This window comes from Microbacterium sp. JC 701 (genome assembly GCF_021026215.1).
In the GTDB taxonomy this organism is placed as follows: domain Bacteria; phylum Actinomycetota; class Actinomycetes; order Actinomycetales; family Microbacteriaceae; genus Microbacterium; species Microbacterium algihabitans.
In genome coordinates this window covers 1,374,540-1,396,692 of record NZ_JAJNCV010000001.1, presented here as the reverse complement: position 1 = coordinate 1,396,692, position 22,153 = coordinate 1,374,540, and the positions used below count along the sequence as shown (strand labels likewise).

Annotated in this window: 18 protein-coding genes; 3 read left to right on the top strand and 15 right to left on the bottom strand. The window is 71.5% G+C overall.

Annotated features, from left to right (window positions below; genetic code table 11):
• Nucleotides 1-70: 70 nt before the first annotated feature.
• From LPW41_RS06575 to LPW41_RS06560, 4 genes are all read right to left on the bottom strand, one after another.
• The gene (locus LPW41_RS06575; protein ID WP_144828400.1) at nt 71-1,537 is read right to left on the bottom strand and encodes an aspartate ammonia-lyase; all 1,467 of its coding nucleotides are present in this window, start codon (nt 1,535-1,537) and stop codon (nt 71-73) included.
• A gap of 125 nt (nt 1,538-1,662) precedes the next feature.
• Nucleotides 1,663-2,562 (bottom strand): phosphodiesterase, encoded by a 900-nt coding sequence (locus tag LPW41_RS06570; RefSeq protein ID WP_230704385.1) that lies wholly within the window; start codon nt 2,560-2,562, stop codon nt 1,663-1,665.
• Nucleotides 2,563-2,613: 51 nt separating this feature from the next.
• Nucleotides 2,614-2,943, bottom strand: a complete 330-nt coding sequence (locus LPW41_RS06565) for a peptidase (protein WP_144828406.1) — start codon at nt 2,941-2,943, stop codon at nt 2,614-2,616.
• Entirely contained in the window at nt 2,943-4,160 is a 1,218-nt protein-coding gene (locus LPW41_RS06560) for an inorganic phosphate transporter (protein ID WP_144828408.1), read from the bottom strand. Before LPW41_RS06560 ends, LPW41_RS06565 begins: the two co-directional genes overlap by 1 nt.
• A 271-nt stretch (nt 4,161-4,431) precedes the next feature.
• On the opposite strand from LPW41_RS06560, the gene LPW41_RS06555 reads away from it, so the two are divergent.
• Entirely contained in the window at nt 4,432-6,546 is a 2,115-nt protein-coding gene (locus tag LPW41_RS06555; RefSeq protein WP_154095937.1) for a S9 family peptidase, read from the top strand.
• A 195-nt stretch (nt 6,547-6,741) separates the two neighbouring features.
• Here LPW41_RS06555 and LPW41_RS06550 read toward each other — a convergent pair whose 3' ends face one another.
• From LPW41_RS06550 to LPW41_RS06530, 5 genes are all read right to left on the bottom strand, one after another.
• Nucleotides 6,742-7,191: a hypothetical protein gene (locus LPW41_RS06550; protein ID WP_230704384.1), complete on the bottom strand. Its 450-nt coding sequence runs from the start codon at nt 7,189-7,191 to the stop codon at nt 6,742-6,744.
• An 887-nt stretch (nt 7,192-8,078) separates the two neighbouring features.
• Nucleotides 8,079-9,107: a 6-phosphofructokinase gene (locus LPW41_RS06545; protein ID WP_144828417.1), complete on the bottom strand. Its 1,029-nt coding sequence runs from the start codon at nt 9,105-9,107 to the stop codon at nt 8,079-8,081.
• A 385-nt stretch (nt 9,108-9,492) separates the two neighbouring features.
• Nucleotides 9,493-11,652 carry a DEAD/DEAH box helicase gene (locus LPW41_RS06540; protein ID WP_230704383.1) on the bottom strand — a complete coding sequence of 720 codons (2,160 nt, stop codon included), beginning with the start codon at nt 11,650-11,652 and terminating at the stop codon, nt 9,493-9,495.
• 198 nt (nt 11,653-11,850) lie between these two features.
• Nucleotides 11,851-12,495 (bottom strand): hypothetical protein, encoded by a 645-nt coding sequence (locus LPW41_RS06535; RefSeq protein WP_230704382.1) that lies wholly within the window; start codon nt 12,493-12,495, stop codon nt 11,851-11,853.
• 55 nt (nt 12,496-12,550) lie between these two features.
• Nucleotides 12,551-15,001 (bottom strand): cation-translocating P-type ATPase, encoded by a 2,451-nt coding sequence (locus tag LPW41_RS06530; protein ID WP_230704381.1) that lies wholly within the window; start codon nt 14,999-15,001, stop codon nt 12,551-12,553.
• 139 nt (nt 15,002-15,140) lie between these two features.
• Here LPW41_RS06530 and LPW41_RS06525 point away from each other — a divergent pair, with 139 nt between their 5' ends.
• The gene (locus LPW41_RS06525; RefSeq protein WP_230704380.1) at nt 15,141-16,508 is read left to right on the top strand and encodes an MFS transporter; all 1,368 of its coding nucleotides are present in this window, start codon (nt 15,141-15,143) and stop codon (nt 16,506-16,508) included.
• Between the two features lie 262 nt (nt 16,509-16,770).
• Here the strand turns inward: LPW41_RS06525 and LPW41_RS06520 are convergent, their stop codons facing one another.
• From LPW41_RS06520 to LPW41_RS06500, 5 genes are read right to left on the bottom strand one after another with little or no spacing between them, the layout of a single operon-like run.
• Nucleotides 16,771-17,715, bottom strand: coding sequence for a bifunctional riboflavin kinase/FAD synthetase (locus LPW41_RS06520; protein ID WP_230704379.1), 945 nt, complete (start codon nt 17,713-17,715; stop codon nt 16,771-16,773).
• Complete coding sequence (locus tag LPW41_RS06515) at nt 17,712-18,131, bottom strand: hypothetical protein (RefSeq protein WP_144828431.1); 420 nt, start codon at nt 18,129-18,131, stop codon at nt 17,712-17,714. Before LPW41_RS06515 ends, LPW41_RS06520 begins: the two co-directional genes overlap by 4 nt.
• A gap of 47 nt (nt 18,132-18,178) precedes the next feature.
• Nucleotides 18,179-18,547 (bottom strand): hypothetical protein, encoded by a 369-nt coding sequence (locus LPW41_RS06510; RefSeq protein WP_144828434.1) that lies wholly within the window; start codon nt 18,545-18,547, stop codon nt 18,179-18,181.
• Entirely contained in the window at nt 18,544-19,437 is an 894-nt protein-coding gene (truB, locus tag LPW41_RS06505; RefSeq protein ID WP_230704378.1) for a tRNA pseudouridine(55) synthase TruB, read from the bottom strand. The genes LPW41_RS06510 and truB overlap by 4 nt, the downstream gene beginning before the upstream one ends.
• A complete protein-coding gene (locus tag LPW41_RS06500) occupies nt 19,437-19,940 on the bottom strand; it encodes a hypothetical protein (RefSeq protein WP_154095945.1) in 504 nt (167 codons plus the stop codon). The genes truB and LPW41_RS06500 overlap by 1 nt, the downstream gene beginning before the upstream one ends.
• Nucleotides 19,941-20,093: 153 nt before the next feature.
• Here LPW41_RS06500 and LPW41_RS06495 point away from each other — a divergent pair, with 153 nt between their 5' ends.
• Complete coding sequence (locus LPW41_RS06495; protein WP_230704377.1) at nt 20,094-20,972, top strand: A/G-specific adenine glycosylase; 879 nt, start codon at nt 20,094-20,096, stop codon at nt 20,970-20,972.
• A 477-nt stretch (nt 20,973-21,449) separates the two neighbouring features.
• Here LPW41_RS06495 and rbfA read toward each other — a convergent pair whose 3' ends face one another.
• Complete coding sequence (gene rbfA, locus LPW41_RS06490; RefSeq protein WP_230704376.1) at nt 21,450-21,947, bottom strand: 30S ribosome-binding factor RbfA; 498 nt, start codon at nt 21,945-21,947, stop codon at nt 21,450-21,452.
• Nucleotides 21,948-22,153 lie beyond the last annotated feature (206 nt).

The following is a 22,153-nucleotide window of genomic DNA, read 5'->3' as shown; positions in this document are numbered from 1 at the left end:
CGCGCAGACGGCGACGCCGCACGACGAAGGGCCGGGACGATCACGCCCCGGCCCTTCGCGATGAGCGGGCTCAGTCCTCTTCGACGACGCTGTCGGCCGCACGGACGATCGGGATCGCCGCCGTCACGGCCTGCAGGCCCGACAGGCGCGCGGGCGAGATCTGCTTCATGACCTCGTCGCGGGTCATCAGCCCGGCCTCGACGACCAGGTCGGCGACGTTGCGGTGCGTCAGCAGCGCGGTCTTGGCGAGGGCCGCCGCGGCCGCGTAGCCGATGAACGGCGTCAGCGCCGTCACGACGCCGACCGACGAACCGACCATCGCGCCCAGGCGCTCGCGGTTGGCGGTGATGCCGTCGACGCAGTTGACGCGCAGGGTCCACATGGCCTGGCGCATCCAGGTGATCGACTGGAAGATCGAGTGCGCGATGACCGGCTCGAAGGCGTTGAGCTGGAGCTGGCCGCCCTCGACCGCCATCGTGACGGTCATGTCGGCGCCGACGACCGAGAACGCGACCTGGTTGACGACCTCGGGGATCACCGGGTTGACCTTGCCGGGCATGATGCTCGACCCGGCCTGACGCGGGGGCAGGTTGATCTCGCCGAGACCGGCCTGGGGGCCCGACGACAGCAGACGCAGGTCGTTGCAGATCTTCGACAGCTTGATGGCGTTGCGCTTGAGCGAGGCCGAGAACGACATGAAGGCGCCGGTGTCGCTCGTGGACTCGACGAGGTCGGTCGCCGTCTCGAGGTCGAGGCCGGTGATCGCGCGCAGGTGGCGCAGCACGGCACTGGCGTAGCCGGCGTGCGCGGTGATGCCGGTGCCGATGGCGGTCGCGCCCATGTTGATCTCGTAGAGCAGGTACGCATTCTCGGTGAGGCGGTTGTAGTCCTCGCCGAGGGTGGTCGCGAAGCCGTGGAACTCCTGGCCGAGGGTCATCGGCACGGCATCCTGCAACTGCGTGCGCCCGACCTTGAGCACGTCGTGGAACTCCTCCGACTTGCTCAGGAACGCCTGCCGCAGCAGCGCGAGCTCTTCGAGAAGGCTGCGCAGCGTCAGCGCGAGGCCGATCTTGATCGCCGTCGGGTACACGTCGTTGGTCGACTGGCTGCGGTTGGTGTCGTCGATGGGCGACAGGAAGGCGTAATCGCCCTTCTCACGACCTGCCATCTCGAGGGCGATGTTGGTGATGACCTCGTTGGCGTTCATGTTCGTCGACGTGCCGGCGCCGCCCTGGATGACGCCCACCGTGAACTCGTCGTGGAACTCCCCGTCGATCACGCGCTGCGCAGCGCGGTCGATGAGGTCGGCCTTCGCCTCGTCGAGCACGCCGATCTCGCGGTTGGCGCGAGCCGACGCCTGCTTCACCATCGCGAGGGCCCGCACGAGGTCGGGGTAGACCGAGATCGGTCGCTTCGCGATCGGGAAGTTCTCCTGCGCACGGGCGGTGTGGATGCCCCAGTACGCCTCGGAGGGGATGTCGAGCGAGCCGAGCGAATCGGTCTCGGTGCGGGTGCGCGTCATTGCGTCCAAAGCCATGTGGGAATCCTCGTGGGTGTCACGGCGAGCAGGGATGGTCCGAGCCTAACGACCCCGTGCGATGGGCTCGCTGGACACGGCGGCATGTGACGATATCGTCACCGTCCGTTGCGTCTATTGCACGCTCACCTCTTTCGCGAGAACGCCTCGAGCCGCTCCTGCGGGCTGAGGGCGGCCATGCGCTGCGTCCATTCCGGGGTGAAGAAACCGGAGGCCTCGTCGTCGACCACGGGCACGACGGCGTGGGTGACGGTGTCGTCCCACACGTGCACCAGGTGGAACGACCTGCCACCGTCCATGCCGTTCACCGCGTCGCCCGGTCGGGCCAGGTCCATCGTGTAGCAGGAGGCCGCCGCCACGCTCACGGGGACGCCGGCGAAGGTGCCCGACGTCGAGTAGTGGAGGTGACCGGCGAGGATCGCGCGCACGTCGCTGCCCGCGATGGCCGCCGCGAGACCCGGCTGGTCGCGCAGCTCGAGGATGTCGAAGAACGGGATGTGCGTCGGCAGCGGCGGATGGTGCAGCGCCAGGATCGTGCCGAGCGGCGCCGGGGTCGACAGCTCGGCGCGCAGCCACTCCAGCTGGGCGGCGTCGAGGTCGCCGTGGTGCCACCCGGGCACGGTGGAGTCGAGCGCGACGAGGCGGAGCCCCCCGAGGTCCCACACGCCGGTCACCGGCTCCTGCGTCGGCTCCCCGTCGAGGAGTCCCTCGCGCAGCGCCGGACGCTCGTCGTGGTTCCCCGCGACCCACACCACGGGAGCCCCGAGGCGTTCCGCCCACGGCTCGACCTCCACGCGCAGCGCCCGATAGGCCTCGGGCTCGCCGAGGTCCGTCAGATCGCCGGTGAACACCACGGCATCCGGTCTCACCCCCGTCGCCTCGGCGGCCTCGAGCGTGCGCCGCAGGTGCCGCGCGGTGTCGTAGCGATCGCCGAGCAGCCGGTCGCCGGCGAGCAGATGCGTATCGCTGAGATGGAGGATCACGCGCGCCGCGGGCGCGTGCTGACCGAACTGCACGGATGCCATGAGCTCAGCCTAGGAGGGGCCTGCGACATCCGATGCAGCGGCGTCGACGGCTCAGTGGTTGAAGAGGATGAGCAGCAGCGCGCCCAGCACCGCCGCGGCGCACACCGCGAAGCACGCGTAGGCGGCCACGAGCGCCAGCCGCTTCTGGCCGTCGCTGAGCGGGTTCTTCTTGGCGGCCTTGGCCACCGCCTTCTCGGCGCGGCGCTTCTGCTTGTCGGAGATCACGGTGATGGCATCCGTGAACTCCGCCGGAGAGACCAGGGGCGGGCGCCCGCCGGTCACGAGCAGACGCAGACCCAGCGCGTAGAAGGTCACGACGATCGAGGCGCCCACGATGGCCGCGACGAAGACCTGGAGGAAGGCTTCCCAGTTGATCAGCATCAGGCGTCCTTTCCGGCCTTGTCGCGCTCGAGACGACGCTGGCGGCGCGTCGGGCCGGGCTTGCGGGGCACCTTGACGGCGGCGCCCGAGTCGGCGACCTCGCTCATCGCGTTGGCCGAGGTGACCGAGTCGCGACGCGAGCGCAGGAACAAGCCGAGCACGATGACGACCGCGATCACCGCGTCGACCGCGACGCCCCATCCACCCAGCCAGACGACGATCAGCGCAGCGGCGGCACCGACGGCACCGGCGGCGGGGAGCGTGAGCACCCAGCCGATCATGATGCGGCCGACGGTGTTCCACCGCACGGTCGATCCGCGGCGGCCCAGGCCCGATCCGATGACGGATCCGGATGCCACCTGCGTGGTCGACAGCGCGAAGCCGAGGGCACTGGAGGCGAGGATCGTCGCCGCGGTCGAGGTCTCGGCCGAGAAGCCCTGCGCCGGCTTGACGTCGGTCAGGCCCTTGCCGAGCGTGCGGATGATGCGCCAGCCGCCCATGTAGGTGCCGAGCGCGATGGTGATCGCGCACGCGAAGACGACCCAGATCTGCGGGTCGGGGTTCGCCGACGACTGCCAGCCGACTGTGATGAGCGCGAGGGTGATGACGCCCATGGTCTTCTGCGCGTCGTTCGTGCCGTGCGCCAGGGCGACCAGCGACGAGGTGAAGATCTGCCCCCAGCGGAAGCCGTCCCGACCGTCCGCCTTCATGTCGTACCGCCGGGTGATGCCGTACGCGATCTTGGTGACGACGAACGCGATGATCCCGGCCGTGAGCGGCGCGATGAGCGCCGGGAGGATGACCTTGCTCAGCACCACGCCGGTGTCGATCGCCGAGGCGCCGACGCCCACGAGGGTCGCACCGATCAGGCCGCCGAAGAGGGCGTGCGACGAGCTCGACGGCAGGCCGAGCAGCCACGTGAGCATGTTCCACGTGATCGCGCCGATGAGGCCCGCGAAGATGATCGGCGGGAAGATGTCGGGACTGAGCTGGTCCTCGCGGATCATGCCGCCCGAGATGGTCTTGGCCACCTCGGTCGACAGGAACGCCCCGACCAGGTTCAGGCTGGCCGCCAGCAGGACCGCGACCTTCGGCTTCAGCGCACCGGTGGCGATGGGCGTGGCCATCGCGTTCGCGGTGTCGTGGAATCCGTTGGTGAAATCGAAGAACAGTGCCAGCGCGATGACCAGCACGATGATGAGGGCTGCGCTCTCCACCGTTCGCTTTCCGTGAGAAGGAAGAAGGGATGCCGACGGGATCGGCGCGACGAACGAAGAGTTCACCTGGAGTTCGACACCTGTTCATCGGTGTCGCCTCGACATCATTTCATCGGTGGGGGCGGCGGTCAAACGCGCGCGGGCGGGGGCGGGCACCCGCCCGGGGCGTCGGCCCCCGCGGCGCGCGGACGGCCCACGACGGAAACGCCCGACACGGCGGCATCCGGTGCCGTCGGAGACCGATGTCGGAGGGGCGCACTACCGTGGAACGGTGACCGATCACGCCTCGCAGCCCACGCCTCCCGTCGCCGCCCGCCGCCCCGCGCCGCGCACGCACCACGGCGACACGTTCGACGACCCCTACGAGTGGTTGCGCGCCAAAGACGACGCCGAGGTCATCTCGCACCTCGAGGCCGAGAACGCCTACACCTCCGCGCGCACCGCGCACCTGGGGCCGCTGCGCGACGCCATCTTCGGCGAGATCAAGGGCCGCACGCTCGAGACCGACCTCTCTGTCCCCGCTCGTCGCGGCGACTGGTGGTACTACGGCCGCACCGTCGCGGGCGCGCAGTACGGCATCCAGTGCCGCGCCCCGCTCGACTCCCCCGACGACTGGACGCCGCCGACCCTGTCGCCCGACCGGCCCGTCCCGGGCGAGCAGGTGCTGTTCGACGGCAACGTCGAGGCTGAGGGCACCGAGTTCTTCTCGCTCGGCAGCTTCGAGATCTCGAACGACGGCACGCGCATGCTGTACGGCATCGACGTCGCCGGCGACGAGCGCTACACCGTGCGCGTGCGCGACCTGGTGACGGGCGAGACCCTGCCCGACGAGATCCCCGGTACGTTCTCGGGCGCGACCTTCTCGCCAGACGGCCGCTTCATCGTCTACACCACCGTCGACGACGCCTGGCGCCCCGACACCGTGTGGCTGCACGAGATCGGCACGGCGACGGATGCCGACGTGAAGCTCTTCCACGAACCCGACGACCGGTACTGGGTCGGCGCCGACTTCACGCGCAGCGACCGCTACCTGATGATCGAGATGGGCTCGTCGATCACGAGCGAGGAGTGGATCCTCGACGCCGACGACCTCCGGGGCGAGCCCCGCGTGGTGTGGCCGCGGCGCGAGGGCGTCGAATACTCCTCCTCGCACGCCGTGGTCGACGGCGAAGACGTGCTCTACGTCCTGCACAACGACGGGGCGCTCGACTTCGAGCTCGTCAAGGTCTCGGCATCCGACCCCCAGGGTGCCCGCGAGACCGTGATCGCGCACCACCCCGGCCACCGGCTGCTGGGCGTCGACACCTTCCGCGACTGGGGCGTGGTCGGCTACCGCCGCGACGGCCTCGCCCGCCTGGGCATGCTGTCGTACGCCGACGGCGCCGTGACCGAGATCGCCTTCGACGAGCCGCTGTACAGCGTGGGCACGGGCGGCAACCCCGAGTACGCTCCCCCGGTCCTGCGTCTGGGCTATGGTTCGTTCGTCACCCCGGGCACCGTGTACGACTACGTCATCGAGACCGGCGAGCTGCTGCTGCGCAAGCGCCAGCCCGTGCTCGGGGGCTTCGACCCCGCCGACTACGGACAGGCGCGCGTGTGGGCGCCCGCCGACGACGGCACGCAGGTTCCGGTGTCGCTGGTGTGGAAGCGCTCGTTCGGCGAGCCGGGCGACACCCCCCGGCCCGTGCACCTGTACGGCTACGGCTCGTACGAGCACTCGATCGAGCCCGGGTTCTCGGTCCCCCGCCTGTCGCTGCTCGACCGCGGTGTCGTCTTCGCCGTCGCGCACGTGCGCGGTGGCGGCGAGATGGGCCGGCAATGGTACGAAGACGGCAAGCTGCGTGCGAAGCGCAACACCTTCACCGACTTCGTCGCCGCGGGGCGTCACCTGGTCGACGCCGGCTACACGACGCCCGACCGCATCGTCGCCGAGGGCGGCAGCGCGGGCGGCCTGCTGATGGGCGCCGTCGCCAACCTCGCGCCCGAGCTGTTCGCCGGCATCCTGGCCGACGTGCCGTTCGTCGACGCCCTCACGACCATCCTCGACCCCTCGCTCCCGCTCACGGTGATCGAGTGGGACGAGTGGGGCGACCCCCTGCACGACGCCGACGTGTACGCCTACATGAAGTCGTACTCGCCGTACGAGAACGTGCGCGAGGGCGTCGAGTACCCCCGCATCCTCGCGGTCACCTCGCTCAACGACACCCGCGTGCTGTACGTCGAGCCCGCCAAGTGGGTGGCGCGCCTGCGCGAGGTCGGCGCCGACGCGATGCTCAAGTGCGAGATGGTCGCCGGCCACGGCGGCGTGAGCGGTCGCTACAACGCCTGGCGCGAGCGCGCCTTCGAGCTGGCATGGCTGCTCGACGTGCTGGGCCTCACCGACTGACCCGCGCCCTCCGCGCCGAACGCCCCGTCGCCTCGCGCGGCGGGGCGTTCGGCGTGCGGGGCTTTCGGTGCCGCCCCCGCAGTGACGCAGGCCGCGATCAGCCTTGCGTTGACAACCCATGTCCCGATTTGTGCAGACCGTGTCCCACTTTTGGCTGTCTGCGCACGGCTCAGACAACCTTTTTCGGGACATGGATCAACACACATGGGCTGAGAGCCCCGGCCTCCAACCGGCTCTGACGAGCGCATCGCGAGCGAGAGCGACGGCCGGAGCGCCTCCATCTCGAAGGTGATGTTTCAGCACGCGCACGTGATCCCATCCCGCCGCCCGGATGGCGGCCCACCGATCGGCATCCCGCGCGAACTGTCGCTCGTCCTCGGCGTGGACGCGTCCGTCGTATTCAACGGCGACCATCCATCGGGGAAAGGCGAGGTCGATCTCCGCGACGAACACGCCTCTCGAGTCGAAGATGTCGGCGTTGACCTCGGGCGTCGGGAGCCCGTTCCGGGCCAGCAGGAGGCGCAGACGTGTCTCTCTCGGCGACCGGACGCCGGGTCGGGCGAGGTCGACCGCCGTACGGAGAACACCGCCCCGAACGTCGCCCATCTCAGTGACCTCAGACCTCAGCTGCTCTGCGTCGGCCATCGGCGGCCGCCCGCTCAGGAGCGCGTCGGCCGCAGCGACCAGATCATCAAGGGGCCAGAGCCGCCCGCATTGTCTCCATGCCCGCACGGGGTCCTCGACCGGCAGGTCGAGTGGGCCCGCAGAGAACGCTGGTGCGCGCGCTTGCAGACGGTGGCCGATGACTCCTTTCGTCCGCGGCTCCCTCGCCGGCCGGTGTGCGGAAACATGGATCCGCGGCACGTACGGCCACTCCGGAGTGCATACTCCCCGCAGAGCAAGCGCCGTCTCGTGACTGAAGAACTGCCAGGGCATCAGGCGCGGCGCGTATGTGAGGCACTGCTCGATCAAAGACGAAGGCAGAGCGGTCGTCGACGACCGGATGCCATGGAATGGCGACTCCAAATCTGCGGCTCGCAGCCGAGCACGCGTCACTCCCAGCTCAGCGGCGGCGCCGACGGAGAAATGCTCGGGAAGCTGCCCGGGAAGAGGTCGAGGACGCGGCATCCCTCAGCTTCTCGCCTCCGCCGACCCCGTCCCCAGTTATCCACAGGGCGCCCGCCACGACAAGTCGCGCCGAGGTCGCCACCATGTCCCGATTTTGGCTGCCTGGAGGGCGCCTGGGCAGCCAAAAGTGGGACATGGATCGACACAAAGTGGGACAAGGTACCTTGCCCGCCCCACAGAAGGCCGCGCCCGCATGGCGGGTCGCCCCGGCGCGCGCAAGGCCGGGATTCACCCAGCAGAACGCCCCGCCTGCATGGCAGGACGCCCCGGCGCGCGCAACGCCTGCCCCGCCCCGCAGAACGCCCACACCGCACAGCACCCCCGCACAGCACGACGCCCCGCCCCGCACACAGCGCGACGCCCCCGCCCCACACACAGCAGGACGGGGCGTCGACGCAGCAGGCTCAGCCGAACAGCGCGGCGGCCTCTTCGTAGCGGTACAGGGGCACGCTGTTGAGCTCGCCGAGGGCGTCGGCGAAGGGCACGCGCACGATGTCGGTGCCGCGCATGGCGACCATCTGGCCCCACGCGCCCTCGTGCAGCGCGTCGGCGGCGTGCAGGCCCAGGCGCGTCGCGAGCACGCGGTCGAAGCCCGAGGGCGAACCGCCGCGCTGGATGTGACCGAGCACGGTCGAGCGGGTCTCGATGCCGGTGAGACGCTCGATCTCGGGGGCGAGCTGCTCGCCGATACCGCCCAGGCGCGGGCGGTTGAAGGCGTCGAGGCCCTTGTCGCTGAACGCCTCGTCCATGCCCTTGAGCTTGAAGCCCTCCGACACGACGACCAGGGGCGCGCGACCGCGGTCGTGCGCGCGCGTGACCTGCTCGGTGATCTCCTCGATCGACATCGGCACCTCGGGGATGCAGATGACGTGCGCACCCGCGGCGATACCGGCGTGCAGGGCGATCCAGCCGACGTGGCGACCCATGACCTCGGCCACCATGCAGCGCTGGTGGGAGTCACCGGTGGTGCGCAGGCGGTCCATGGCATCCGTCGCGATGTTCACGGCGGTGTCGAACCCGAACGAGTAGTCGGTCGCCCGCAGGTCGTTGTCGATCGTCTTCGGCACGCCGAGCACGTTGATGCCGTCCTTCGACAGGCGATCGGCCGCGGCCAGGGTTCCTTCGCCACCGATGGCGAGGATGCCGTCGATCCGGTGACCGTACAGGGTCTTCGAGATGTTCTCGGCCCCGCCGCGCGCTCCCTCGTAGGGGTTGGTGCGGCTCGTGCCGAGGATGGTGCCGCCGACCTTGGACAGACCCTTCACCTCGTGGCGGGTGAGGGGGAAGAAGTCGCCGTCGACCACGCCGCGCCAGCCGTCGCGGATGCCGACGAACTCGATGTCGTAGTTGGTCGTGCCCTTGAGCACGACGCCACGGATCACCGCGTTGAGCCCGGGGCAGTCGCCGCCGCTGGTCAGGATGCCGATCTTCATGGGCAGAGTCCTCAAGTGCTGTGGTTCGGGTGGAGGTCGGCGCCGTTGCCGTCTTCGACCTTATCGCCGCGGGCGGGACGGCTGCCACACGGCGAAGAAGAGCGGGCGGATGCCGTGGCCCCGGCGCCCCGCGCACGCCGCACCACCGCCGTCGTGCGGACGCCACCCGCGACACGCCGTTCCTCGGGCGTCCGGCCCCGGCGGGTCGTCCCCGACGTCCGCACGACGGCACCAGGCACGACGGCCCGAGGCACGACGGCCCGAGGCACGACGGCCCGAGCCAACGACGGCGCGAGCCACGAGGCCGCGAGGCACGACGGCACCCCGGCCGGAACGCACGAACGCCCCGGCGCCGAAGCGACCGGGGCGTTCGTGACGAACGGGATCAGGCCTTGCCGAGCGCCTGACGCAGCAGGTGCATGAGCGCCGACAGCTGCACCGAGTCGCTGGACCCGGGCTCGACCGCCAGCCCGTCGAGGGCGCGCTGGGCGAGGCCCTCCTTGGAGTCGATGAGCTCGGCGATCTTGGTGTCGATCGTGTGCGCGGCGATGATGCGCCACGCGGTCACGGGCTCGTCCTGGCCGATGCGGTGCACGCGGTCGATCGCCTGCGTCTGCTCGGCGGCCGTCCACGACAGCTCGGCGAGCACGACGTTCGACGCGGCCTGCATGTTGAGGCCGACGCCGGCGGCGGTGAGCGAACAGACGGCGATGCCCACGTCGGGGTCGCTGTTGAACGCGTCGATCGCGGCCTGGCGCGCGGTCGAGGTCTGCTCTCCGCGCACCGAGACGGCCTTCAGGCCCGAGGCCTTGAAGTGCGCCTCGGCGGCGTCCATGACGTCGATGTGCTTGGCGAAGAACACGACCTTGCCCACCGAGCGCTGCAGCTGCACGGCGTAGTCGGCCGCGAGGTGCGCCTTGGCCTGGCCGATGCGGCGCACCATCGTGAACACGTTCTCGCTGCCGGAGCTGGCGGCCTTGGACTCCTCGAGCTCGCCGTGGGCGACGAGACGCACGATGTCCTCGTCGATCTCGCCGCGGGCGAGACCGCGGTCTCCGCGCGCCTCGATGATGCGACGGTACTTCGCTGCGAGGCGGGCACCGAGCTCGCGCTCGGCCTGGCGGATGGAGCGGCCGTATTCGTCGTCGAGCTCGACGGGCAGGTCGGCGACCAGCTTGTCGGGCAGGTCGGCGGCGACGTCCTTCTTCTTGCGCCGCACGATGCCCATCGAGATGACGGCCTCACGCGCCTCGGGGTAGAACGACTTGTCGGCGGGGGTCAGGCCCGTGGCATCCAGCTTCTCCATGAGCTCGGGACCGGGCTTCTCGCCGTTGGTCCAGCCGAGGAAGCGCCAGATCGCGTCGAAGTCCTCGACGTCGTTGATCAGCGGGGTGCCCGTGAGCGCCAGCATGAGCGGGTCGCGGGTCTGCTGACGGACGCGGGATGCCAGAGCCAGCACGTTCTGCGAGCGCTGCGAGGTGAGGTTCTTGATGAAGTGCGCCTCGTCGACCACGACGCCCTTGAGGCCGATCGACGACAGCCACGACAGGTGCCGGTCGAGGATCTCGTAGTTGACGATGAAGACGTCGGCGAAGGCGTCGATGTCGGCGCCGCCGCCCGAGATGACGGTCGCCCGGCGCTGCGGCGTCCACCGCTGCACCTCGCGGGCCCAGTTCATCTTGACCACGTTGGGGACGACGACCAGCAGCGGGTAGGCATCGGCGACGGATGCCGCGAGCACCGACTCCGCGGTCTTGCCCAGGCCCGGCTCGTCGGCGAGCAGGAACGAGCGGTGCCCGAGGCGCACGGCCTCGAGGAAGCGCGACTGGTGCGGCATGACCTCGAGCCCGCGCGGCGAGAGCCGGTCGAACTCGGGGACGGGAGGCAGCTCCATGCTCGCGGCCGACCCGCCGGCGCCGGTCTCGAACGCCTTGTACAGCGGGCCCATGAGCTCCCAGCCGTCGAGGCGGCGGCGCGGCGCGTCACCGCTCGTGCGCGGGGTGAGGTCGGGGGCGAGGAAGGGGTTGGCCATCTGACGCGCCTCGATCGACGCGGGGATGACCTGCTTCTCGGCCAGCGCCGCCGGCACCACGGGGGTGATCTTGGGCGCGTTGTCGGTGATGATCAGCTCGTCCGGCGGCAGTTCGGCGCCGGATTCCAGCAGCCAGTCGCGGCGCATGCGACGAGCGACCGGCGAGGTGGCCGCGTCGACCTCGAGCAGCTGGATCAGCGAGGTGTCGCGCGCGGCGGTCTTGGCGAGGATCGTCGCGACCCCGTCGAGGCGCTTCAGCAGCTCGGCGCGGGCGGCGTCGGTGATCTCGGTGTCGGCCTTGACGCGTGCGCGCTCTTCGCGCACGAGGAAGGCGATCACCTGGAACTTGACGCGGTTGGTCGGCCCGAGCTTGCCGCGCTGAGCCTTCGCCTCGACCTCGCGCACCTTGCGGGCGAGGATCGGGATGACGGGGGCTTCGTCGTCTCGTCGGGATGACGTGGTCTTCCTGCGCCGCTGGCTCGAGCTACGGGCGGCGGTTGCCGTGGTCGGCATGCTCCTCCTGAGCGTTCGTCCGGAACCGGGTCCGGAACGTTCCGGCGCGAGGCCGGTGGATCAGTGACCCCGCAGATCGTCGCGGACGACGCACACGAAAAGGGGCGGGTCTGCGACCCGACCGCGGGTTTCAGCCGGAAGCGGCTCACACGGACACGATGACGGGGTCGCGACCATTCTACCCGCTCGGCGAGCCGATCAGCGAGTCAGCGTGGCGAGAATGTCTTCGGTGTACCCGTCGGGGTTGACGTTGATCCACGAAGTGCTGATCCACAGGCCCGTCGACGGCGACACGGCCTGCGTCTCACCGCGCTCGTAGGGCTTGTCGTCGAGCGAGACCCCGCGCTGGTCGATGCGGCAGATCGTGGCGTCGCCGGAGCTCTCGCACCCGAAGCCCGCGTCGGTGAGGGCACCGGTCACGGTCGCCGCCTGCGCGGCGTCGATGACCGAGACGTTGGTCGCCATTCCGGTGTCGCCCGGGGCGCCCCACGTGCAGCGCAGGGTCGGCACCGCGGCGAGGAGTTCGAGCAGCGGCGCCTGATCCGTCGACAGCAGGGTGATGCCGGGGTCGTTCAGCGGCGGCACCTGGGCCTCGAGCGTGGAGCGCATCGCGGGCGAGTAGATCTCGTCGCACGAGGCGGGAAGGGCCGTCGTCGACGTCGCGGAGGGCGTAGGCGTGGGCGTGGGGGTCGACGAGGCGACGGGGGCCGGGGTCGTGGCATCCGCGCTCGGGGTCGACGTGCTCGCGGTGCCGGTCTCGGCCTCGGGCACGCACGCGGTCAGGGCGAGGGCGACGACGGCTGCTGCGGCGCCGAGGGCTCCGACGCGGGCGAGGGGGGACATGCAACCTCCAGGGATCGCCTCGACCCTAACCCGCGCCCGCGACGGCGCCCCGCTCTCACGCCGCGCGTCGCAGGCGCAGGCTGTTGAGCACGACGAACACGCTCGAGAACGCCATCGCCGCCCCCGCGAGCATGGGGTTCAGCAGTCCGAGCGCCGCCAGCGGCAGGGCCGCGACGTTGTAGGCGAAGGCCCAGAACAGGTTGCCGCGGATGATCCGCATCGTCCGGCGACTCAGCGACACGGCGGTGACGATGCCGCGCGGATCATCGCGCATGAGGGCGAGATCGCTGGCGTGCAGCGCGGCATCCGTCCCCCCGCCCATGGCGATCCCCAGATCGGCGGATGCCAGGGCGGCGGCGTCGTTGACCCCGTCGCCGACCATGGCCACGGTTCGCCCCTCTGCGCGCAGGGCCGCGATCTCGTCGACCTTTCCCTCGGGCAGCACGCCGGCGCGCACGCGCGAGATGCCGAGCTCGTCGGCGACCACGCGGGCGATGCGGGGGTTGTCGCCGGTGAGCAGCACCGGTTCGAGTCCGAGCGCGCGCAAGCTGTCGACCGCCGCACGACTCTCGGGCCGCACGGTGTCGGCGACCTCGATCACCGCGCGGGCGGTCGCGGTGCCGTCGGCGTCGGCCCAGCCGGCGACGATCACGGTGCCACGCTCCTCCCCCGCGGCCACGGCGTCCGCCAGCTCAGAGGGGAGCGCGGCGCCCAGGTCGGCGGCGAGCGACGGCCGCCCGGCGAAGACGCGCACGCCGTCGACCAGCCCGGTGATCCCGCGGCCGGGCAGGGCCTGAAGGCCGGTGGCGACCTCGCCGTCACCCGCGGCCTCGACGATCGCGTGGGCGACGGGGTGCTCCGACCCGCGCTCGAGGGCGGCGACGCGCTGCAGGGCGGCGGCGGCATCCTGCCCCTCGACGACGGTGACGGATGCCACGCTCATGCGCCCCGACGTGAGAGTGCCGGTCTTGTCGAGCACGATCGTGTCGATGCGTTCGGCCGACTCGAGTGCCGCCGGTCCCGTGACGAGGATGCCCAGCTGCGCCCCCCGACCGGTACCGACGAGGATCGCGATCGGGGTGGCGAGACCGAGCGCGCAGGGGCAGGCGATGATGAGCACCGCGACGGCCGCGGTGAACCCCGCAGCGACGGGTTGGCCTGCGACCAGCCACGCGACGAGGGTCAGCACCGCGAGAACGATCACGACGGGCACGAACACCCCCGAGATGCGGTCGGCGAGGCGCTGCACGCGGCTCTTGCCGAGCTGGGCGTCTTCGACCAGGCGCGCGATGCGGGCGAGGCGGGTCTGCTCCCCCACGCCGGTCGCGCGCACGACGAGACGGCCGCCCGAGGCGATCGTGCCGCCGGTGACGCTCGAGCCGGGCCCCGCGTCGACGGGCAGCGACTCGCCCGTCAGCATGCTCTCGTCGACCGCGGCGCGCCCCTCGAGCACTTCGCCGTCGGTGGCGATCGTGGCCCCCGGCCGTACGACGAACACATCGCCCACGGCGAGCGCGTCGACGTCGATGCGCCGACCGTCCGCCAGCTCGGCCTCGCGGGCGCCGAGGTCGAGCAGCGAGCGCAGGGCGGCCCCGGCCCGGCGGGTCGAGCGCTGCTCGATGACGCGGCCGAGCAGCAGGAACACCGTCACCGCGGCCGCGACCTCGAAGTAGATCACCGAGGTCGCGTCGTGCACCGGACCGAAGAGCATGACCTCGTGGCGGATGCCGATGACCCCGGCGGTGCCGAACACGAGGGCCCACACGCTCCAGAGGTAGGCCGCGAAGGTGCCCAGGGTGATCAGCGTGTCCATGGTGGCCGCGCCGTGGCGGGCGTTGCGCAGGGTCGCGCGGTGGAACGGCCACCCGCCCCACAGCACGATCGGCGTCGCGAGCACGAGCGAGACCCACTGCCAGCCCGGGAATTGCCATGCGGGCACCATGCCGAGCGCGACGACGGGCACGGCGAGGGCGAGCGAGACCCACAGCCGCACGCGCAGCGGCGTGGAGCCGGGCGCGTCGGCGGTGTCGTGCACGTGCCCACCAGAGTGGTCGGTGGTGTCGTCGTGGGCGTCGTCGTGGGCGTCACCGTGCGCCGGGACCGCGGCATCCGGCGCCGGGTGCGGTTCGGCGTCGGGCGCCAGGGCCCGGCCGGTGACGGCGTCGATCGGGCCGCCGGGGGCCGGAACGGGTGCGAGCACCGGGTCAGCGGCATCCGGGATCACGGATGCCGACGCAGCCGCCGTCACCGCTCGCGGGGCGTTCCGCGTCCGGACGGTGGCGTCGTACCCGGCGGAGCGCACCGCGTCGACGAGTCTCGAGGTGTCGAGCGACGCGGGGTAGCGCACGCGCGCGGTCTCGGTCGCGAGGTTCACGGCCGCCTCGACGCCCTCGACGCGGCCCAGTCGCTTCTCGACGCGGGCGACGCAGCTCGCACAGGTCATGCCCTCGATGTCGAGCACGGCCTCGGCGGTGTCGTTCGCCGCGGCATCGGTGTTCTCGCCCATGGCTGCTCCTCCGGTCATGCCCTTCACAACAGCATACCCCCTAGGGGTATTTCCATCTCGGGGATCCGGATGCCGCGTCCTCCACCCCCGTGCCTGTCCACCCCGCGCGCGGGGGCGACGGCGGCCGTACGCTGAGGCCATGGCCGAGACGATGACGCGAGAGCAGCGCGTCGTGCTCGCCATCGCCGTACTGGCGTCTTTCGTGTCGTTTCTCGACGGCACCGTCGTCAACGTGGCCCTTCCCGCGATCGCGCGCGACCTCGGCGGCGGACTCACCACCCAGCAGTGGGTCGTCGACGCGTACCTCGTGACGCTGGGCGCGTTCATCCTCGTCGCGGGTTCGCTGAGCGACGTGTTGGGCCGCGTCGTGGTGCTGCGCATCGGTCTCATCGGATTCGCCGTGACCTCGGTCGCGATCGCCGCCGCGCCCACCGCGGAGTTCCTCATCGTCGCGCGCGCCCTGCAAGGGGTCGCGGGGGCGCTGCTCGTCCCCAGCTCGCTCGCGCTGATCACCTCGACCTTCCGCGGACCCGCGCAGGCTCGCGCGATCGGCATCTGGACCGGCGCGACCACCGTCGCGATGATCGCCGGTCCCCTCATCGGCGGGATCTTCGTCGACACCCTCTCGTGGCGCCTCGTCTTCCTCGTCAACGTGCTGCCGATCGGGGTGACGATGTGGCTGCTCGCCCGGCTCGGCCATCGCGACCACCGCCGCCCCGGTGCCCGCGTCGACGTCATCGGCGCGATCCTGTGCGCGGTGGGCCTCGGCGGTATCGTGTTCGCCCTCATCGAGCAGCCGAACCTCGGCTGGGGCTCCCCCGTGATCTGGGCTCCGGGGATCATCGGCGCCCTCGCCTTCGCCGGATTCCTCTGGCGCCAGCGCGTCACGCCCGACCCGATGATGCCCCTCGACCTCTTCCGCTCGCGCAACTTCTGGGCGGGCAACCTCGTCACCGTCTTCGTCTACGCCGCACTGTCGCTGAACGGCTTCGTCGTCGGCGTGTACCTGCAGCAGGGGGCCGGGCTGTCGGCCACCCTCGCGGGGCTCGCCTCGCTGCCCAGCACTCTGTTGATGATCGGGCTCAGCTCCCGCATGGGCGCGCTCGCCGGTCGGTTCGGCCCGCGCCTGTTCATGACACTCGGCCCGCTCGTGATGGCCGTGGGCGCCGTGCTCCTGCTGAACGTGCGCGCCGACTTCGACTACTGGACGCAGGTGCTGCCGGGCATCGTGGTGTTCGGCCTCGGCCTGACGGCCACCGTCTCGCCGCTCACCGCCGCCGTGCTCGGCGCCATCGAGACCGAACGGTCGGGCATCGCCTCGGCGGTCAACAACGCCGTCTCCCGCGTGGCGGGCCTGCTGGCCATCGCCGCGGTCTCGGCCGTGGTGGGCGGATCGCTCGACCTCGACGGCTTCCACCGGGCCGCGGTGTTCACCGCCGCGCTGATGGTGCTCGGCGGCGCGGCGGCGTTCTTCGGCATCCGGAATCATCTGTCGCGCCAGGACTGACGCGGGGCGCGGGGACTGACCCGGGGCGCCGGGTGTTCCGCGGCCGGTCGGGCGCGGTGGTCTCGGGGCGGCTCGGCTCGCGCGCGGTGCCGGGAGCACGCCGCAACCGTCGGTTGCAGATGGCCCCGGGGCCACGGCCAACGCCCCGGGGCCACGTTGCGCGCCCCGAAGCCGTTCCAGCCCGACCGGCGCCCCAGCCCGGCCCGGCGCCCAGCCCGGCCCGCTGGCCCAGCCCGGCCCGCGCCCCAGCCCGCTCCGCCCTTCAGGCGAGGATCGTGCGCGAGCGCTCGACGTCGTCGGCCATCTGCACGAGCAGCGCGTCGATGCCGTCGAACGCGGTCATGCCGCGCACCCGTTCGACGAAGCGCACCTCGACGTGGTGGCCGTACAGGTCGAGCCCGGTCTCGTCGATGACGTAGGCCTCGACCTGGCGGGAGTGCACGTCGTCGAAGGTCGGGTTGGTGCCGACGCTGATCGCGGCGGGATAGCTCGTGCGGCGGCCGCCGTCGACATCCACCAGCCACCCGGCGTAGACGCCGTCAGCCGGCACGAAGCCCTCGAGATTGGGCGACAGATTGGCCGTGGGGTAGCCGAGTTCGCGGCCTCGTTTGAGCCCGTGCACGACCTCGCCCCAGACCGAGGGGGCGCGTCCGAGCAGGCGGGCGGCGGTGGTGACATCGCCCGCCGACAGGGCTTCGCGGATCCAGGTCGACGACACGCGACGGTCGGCGTGCACCGCGCGGACGTCGTCGACGACGTCGACACGGAACCCGTGCTCCTCTCCCATGCGCACGAGCAGGTCGGGGTCGCCCATCCCTCCCGCGCCGAAGCGGAAGTCGCGTCCCACGAGCACCGTGCGAGCCTCGAGCGCGTCGACGAGCACGCGCGTGACGAACTCCTCGGCGGGGATGGATGCCAGCTCTTCATCGAACGTGAGCAGCAGCGTGGCGTCGACCCCGGCGCGCTCGAGAAGATCGAGCTTCTGGTGCGGTCCGATCACATCGGGCGGGCACTTCTCCGGACGCAGCACGCTGAGCGGATTGCGGTCGAAGGTGACGGCGACGACCTTCGCTCCCCCGGCCGCGTCGACACGAGCCCGGTCGATGACCGCGCGGTGGCCGGTGTGCACTCCGTCGAACTTGCCGATCGCCACCACCGAGGGTCCGAAACCGGCGGGGACCTCGGCGGGGTCGCGGAAGACGATCACGACGCGGTCCGTCGGTGCCGGATCAGCCACCACAGACCGAGGAACGGCAGAACGAGCGGGATGAAGAGGTAGCCGTACCCGTAGACCGACCACACCGTGGGGTGCTGGAACAGCGCCGGATCGACGAGGCTCAGGGTGCCCACGACGAGGACGCCGACGAGCTCGAAGCAGATCGCGATCCACGCGACGCGGTACCAGGCGGGGCGCGCCGAGAAGATCAGCGCGAGGGTGGCCAAGATGTACACGACCGCGGCGAGGGCCGACAGCGTGTACGCGACGGGGGCGTCGTCGAACTCGCGGACGATCTGCACGAACGAGCGACCGGTGGCGGCGAGGGCCATGATGCCGTAGACGACGACGAGGACACGGCCGATGCCGGTCATCCCCCGGGAACGGGTGGGAGCTGTGGATGCCATGACCTGTCGATTCTAGTTCGCTCGGGCCCGCACCGATCCGCCCGCGCTCAGGCGAGCTGCACCGTCCAGATGACGTGCATGCGCCACACCATCACCGCGACGGCCAGCGCCGCCACGCCCATGATCACCGTGCTCCACCGACTGCGCTCGATGAGCGCCCACGCGGCTCCCGCGACGGGCACGAGCGCGGCCGACACCAGGTAGGTCCAGAACTCCAGCAGGCTGCCCGAGGGCGGGTTGCCCGCGAACGGCGAGATGATCGCCACGACGATCTGCACGATGAGCAGCAGTTCGATGAGCGCGAGCGAGCCCACGGTGACGTCGCCGGGGCGCCGGCCGAGGAGTCCGGCGACCATCGCGACGACTCCCGCGAGCACGGCGATGCCCACCTGCACGAGGGTGAACCACAGGATCATCGGGCGGCCTCCACGGGCATGTTCATGACGCTCTTCACCTGCGTACCGCGTTTCTCGACGACGCCGATCAGGAGCCCGTCGGGGTCGATCGCGGCGGCGACGGCTCCGGTCAGGCGACCGCCGCCGTCGATGCGCTTGCCGTGCCGCAGGTCGCGTGCGTCGTCGGCGCCCACCGCGAGGACGCCCATGACGACGGCCGCGGCGGTCGCCGGCTCGACGAGGGCGTCTTCGGCGATGTCGTCGACGGAGGCGGCGGCGGAGACGTCGAACGCCCCGATGCGCGTGCGGCGCAGCGCCGTCAGGTGTCCCCCGATCCCCACCGCGCGCCCGAGGTCGCGAGCCAGGGCGCGGATGTACGTGCCGCTCGTGCAGTCGACGACCACGTCGAGCTCGATCGTGCCCTCACCGCGGCGCATCTCGCGCACCTCGAACAGCGACACCGTGACGCTCCGCGCCTTCAGCTCGACCTCTTCGCCGGCGCGAGCGAGGTCGTAGGCGCGGCGACCGGCGACCTTGATGGCCGAGACGGTGCTGGGCACCTGTTCGATCGCACCGGTGAGGGCGGCGATGCCGGCGGCGATGGCCTCATCGGTCACGGCGACGACGTCAGCGGCATCCGCCCGCGCCGTTTCGACGCCGTCGGCGTCGTCACTGTCGGTGGCGACTCCGAGCAGGATGGTCGCCTCGTAGGTCTTGTCGGCGCCGACGATGTAGGTCAGAAGGCGCGTCGCCCCCTCGACGCCGAGCACGAGGAGGCCCGTCGCCATCGGGTCGAGCGTGCCGGCGTGCCCGATCTTGCGGGTGCCGAGCGCGCGCCGCGCGCGCGACACGACGTCATGGCTCGTGATCCCTCCGGGCTTGTCGACCAGGAGGATTCCGGGACGCACCATCAGCAGAAGTCTCCGAACACCTGCACCGGGTGCGCGGGGTCGGAGTTCTCGACGATGACGGATGCCGCGACGCGCGGCCGCGACTCGCTGAGGTAGTGCCTCTCGGCATCCGGAAGCTCGGGGCGCGCAGCGCCGACGGGCGGGTTGCTCTCGAGCCAGACGGAGAAGTTCCAGAGCTTGCGCAGCTCGACGGTGTGGAGGAAGCGGCCCGACACGACGAGCACGGCGTCGGCCGGCGCGGCCGACGCCCCACTGAACGGCTCGCCCGACCGGAACGGCGCGACGAGGCGGTCGCGCACGTCGTCGGCGTGGTCGGCAAGGCTCTCACGGAACACCGCGGTGCCCTCGACCTCGATGGCGGCGGCGAACGCATCGGCGAAGGTCGAGGCGGCGTCGGCATCGAGCGCGTCGACCGCCACGACGACGCGGCCCGCGCGGGCGTTCTGCCGCATCAGGTCGCGCAGGTTCCGCTGCAGGGTCTCGACGGGGTTCTCACTCGACATGCCTCCAGCCTACGGTCGACCACCGACACTCGACCCCTCCAGCCGCCCCGCGACGGCCAGGGCGCAGTGCTCCCCGTCGCGCAGGAACGGGATCGGCGCGGACAGCGTTCATGCGCGAAGTCCGGCCCCCTCCGGCGACCGTAGGCTGGACGGATGCCAGGACTCGCCGCCCCGCTCATCGCGTGGTATCGCGACGCGGCCCGCGACCTCCCCTGGCGTCGCGAGGGGTTCGGCGCGTGGGGCACGCTCGTCAGCGAGTTCATGCTTCAGCAGACGCCGGTGAACCGCGTCGTTCCGCACCTCGAGGCGTGGCTGACGCGCTGGCCGACGCCCGCCGACCTCGCTGCCTCTCCCCCGGGCGACGCCGTGACCCAGTGGGCGAACCTCGGCTATCCGCGCCGCGCGCTGTGGCTGCACCGCGCCGCCGTCGAGATCCGCGACCGCCATGACGGCGTGGTCCCCCGCGACGTCGACGCCCTGCTGGCCCTGACCGGCATCGGCGACTACACCGCGCGGGCCGTCGCGGTCTTCGCCTACGGCGATCGGCATCCGGTCGTCGACACGAACACCCGACGTGTGCTCGCTCGCGCGATCGGCGGCCGCGCGCAGCCGGGTCCGCCCCACCGCCGCGACCTCGAGGCGATGGAGGCCGAACTCCCCGCCGACATAGCCGAGGCCGCGATCGTCAACGCCGCCGCGATGGAACTCGGCGCGATCGTCTGCACCGCCCGCGCGCCGAAGTGCGAGGCGTGCCCCCTCGCGGCGCAGTGCGCGTGGCGGGTGGCCGGGTACCCGGCATCCGAAGACCGACGACGCAAGCAGGCCACGTATGAGGGAAGCGATCGCCAGACCCGCGGGGCGGTGCTCAAGACCCTGCGCGAGGCGGCGCCCGCGGCGGTTCCGGTGTTCGCGGTGATCCCCGAGTGGCCGGATGCCGCGCAGCGCGACCGCGCGATCGACTCGCTCATCGCCGACGGCCTCGTCGAAGCCGTCGACGCCCACCTGCGCCTGCCCGGCCACCCGTCATCCTGACCCGGCCCCCGTCCGGCGCCGCCGTCCTGCGGACCCGACCTCCGACACACCGCCTCAGCCCCCGCCCAGACCGGCGTGTCACACCCCCGGTCCGCACGACGGTCCCGCCCCGCACCCCACCCGCCGTCCTGCGGACCCGACCTCCGACACACCGCCCGCGCCCCGAACCGGCGTGTCACTCCCCCGGTCCGCACGACGGTCCCGCCCCGCACCCCACCGCCGTCCTGCGGACCCGACCTCCGACACACCGCCCCAGCCCCCGCCCGGACCGGCGTGTCACACCCCCGATCCGCACGACGGTCCCGCCCCGCACCCCACCCGCCGTCCTGCGGACCCGACCTCCGACACACCGCCCCGCCCGCGCCCCGAACCGGCGTGTCACTCCTGGCATCCGCAGGACGGAAGTCCGGATGCCGCCGAGACGACGAACGGCCGGACTCCGCCGATGAGGCGGGGTCCGGCCGTGTCGTACCGAGGTCAGGCGCGCGGGGCGTCGTCCTCGTCAAGGTCGTCGTTGTCTTCGTCGGCGCTGTCGTCTTCGTCGGCGCTCTCGTCTTCGTCGCGCGGCTTGACGTACGGGTCGGCGTCGCCGGCGTACGCGGCCGTGGCGGCGAGACCGGCGACCGACTGGTCGCGCTCGCGCGCTTCGCGCAGGAGGGCCGAGATGTGGTCGGCGTTCTCGGGGATGCCGTCGAGGATGAACTCCAACGACGGGGTCAGGCGCGTGTTGAGGTTCTTGCCGACCTCGCTGCGCAGCATGCCCGTCGCCGACTTCAGCGCGGCGGCGGTGTCGGCGCGGTGCGCTTCGTCGCCCATGACGGTGTAGAACACCGATGCGTGCTGGAGGTCACCCGTGACCCGCACGTCGGTGATGGTGACGAATCCGAGCCGCGGGTCGCGCAGCCCTTTCTCGAGGCGCTCGGCGAGCACCACGCGAATCCGGTCCGCCACTCGGGCCTGTCGTTCCCCTGCCACTGCCTTCTCCTTCTCGTTCTTTCATACCGCCGCGAGTCGAGTCCCCCCGTGGCTCATTGCCGGGCGGGAGGCCCGTCACGGGCAGCCGCACCAGCGTAGGCCGGAGGGGTGTGCATTCCCGAGAGCATCGGGGTAGGGGCCCCGCTCTGCTCTCGGGAATGCACACCCCGCAGGCCGAAGCGGGAGCCGCGTCCGCAGACGCGACT

What these genes read in the sequence shown, in the direction of transcription:
- truB (WP_230704378.1), bottom strand. Translation starts at nt 19,437, where the DNA reads ATGGTGCGTCCCGGAATCCTCCTGGTCGACAAGCCCGGAGGGATCACG.
- LPW41_RS06500 (WP_154095945.1), bottom strand. Translation starts at nt 19,940, where the DNA reads ATGTCGAGTGAGAACCCCGTCGAGACCCTGCAGCGGAACCTGCGCGAC.
- LPW41_RS06550 (WP_230704384.1), bottom strand. Translation starts at nt 7,191, where the DNA reads ATGGCCGACGCAGAGCAGCTGAGGTCTGAGGTCACTGAGATGGGCGAC.
- LPW41_RS06570 (WP_230704385.1), bottom strand. Translation starts at nt 2,562, where the DNA reads ATGGCATCCGTGCAGTTCGGTCAGCACGCGCCCGCGGCGCGCGTGATC.
- LPW41_RS06575 (WP_144828400.1), bottom strand. Translation starts at nt 1,537, where the DNA reads ATGGCTTTGGACGCAATGACGCGCACCCGCACCGAGACCGATTCGCTC.
- LPW41_RS06510 (WP_144828434.1), bottom strand. Translation starts at nt 18,547, where the DNA reads ATGATCCTGTGGTTCACCCTCGTGCAGGTGGGCATCGCCGTGCTCGCG.
- LPW41_RS06545 (WP_144828417.1), bottom strand. Translation starts at nt 9,107, where the DNA reads ATGAAGATCGGCATCCTGACCAGCGGCGGCGACTGCCCCGGGCTCAAC.
- LPW41_RS06515 (WP_144828431.1), bottom strand. Translation starts at nt 18,131, where the DNA reads ATGGCATCCACAGCTCCCACCCGTTCCCGGGGGATGACCGGCATCGGC.
- LPW41_RS06525 (WP_230704380.1), top strand. Translation starts at nt 15,141, where the DNA reads ATGGCCGAGACGATGACGCGAGAGCAGCGCGTCGTGCTCGCCATCGCC.
- LPW41_RS06565 (WP_144828406.1), bottom strand. Translation starts at nt 2,943, where the DNA reads ATGCTGATCAACTGGGAAGCCTTCCTCCAGGTCTTCGTCGCGGCCATC.
- LPW41_RS06540 (WP_230704383.1), bottom strand. Translation starts at nt 11,652, where the DNA reads ATGCCGACCACGGCAACCGCCGCCCGTAGCTCGAGCCAGCGGCGCAGG.
- LPW41_RS06530 (WP_230704381.1), bottom strand. Translation starts at nt 15,001, where the DNA reads ATGGGCGAGAACACCGATGCCGCGGCGAACGACACCGCCGAGGCCGTG.
- LPW41_RS06495 (WP_230704377.1), top strand. Translation starts at nt 20,094, where the DNA reads ATGCCAGGACTCGCCGCCCCGCTCATCGCGTGGTATCGCGACGCGGCC.
- LPW41_RS06535 (WP_230704382.1), bottom strand. Translation starts at nt 12,495, where the DNA reads ATGTCCCCCCTCGCCCGCGTCGGAGCCCTCGGCGCCGCAGCAGCCGTC.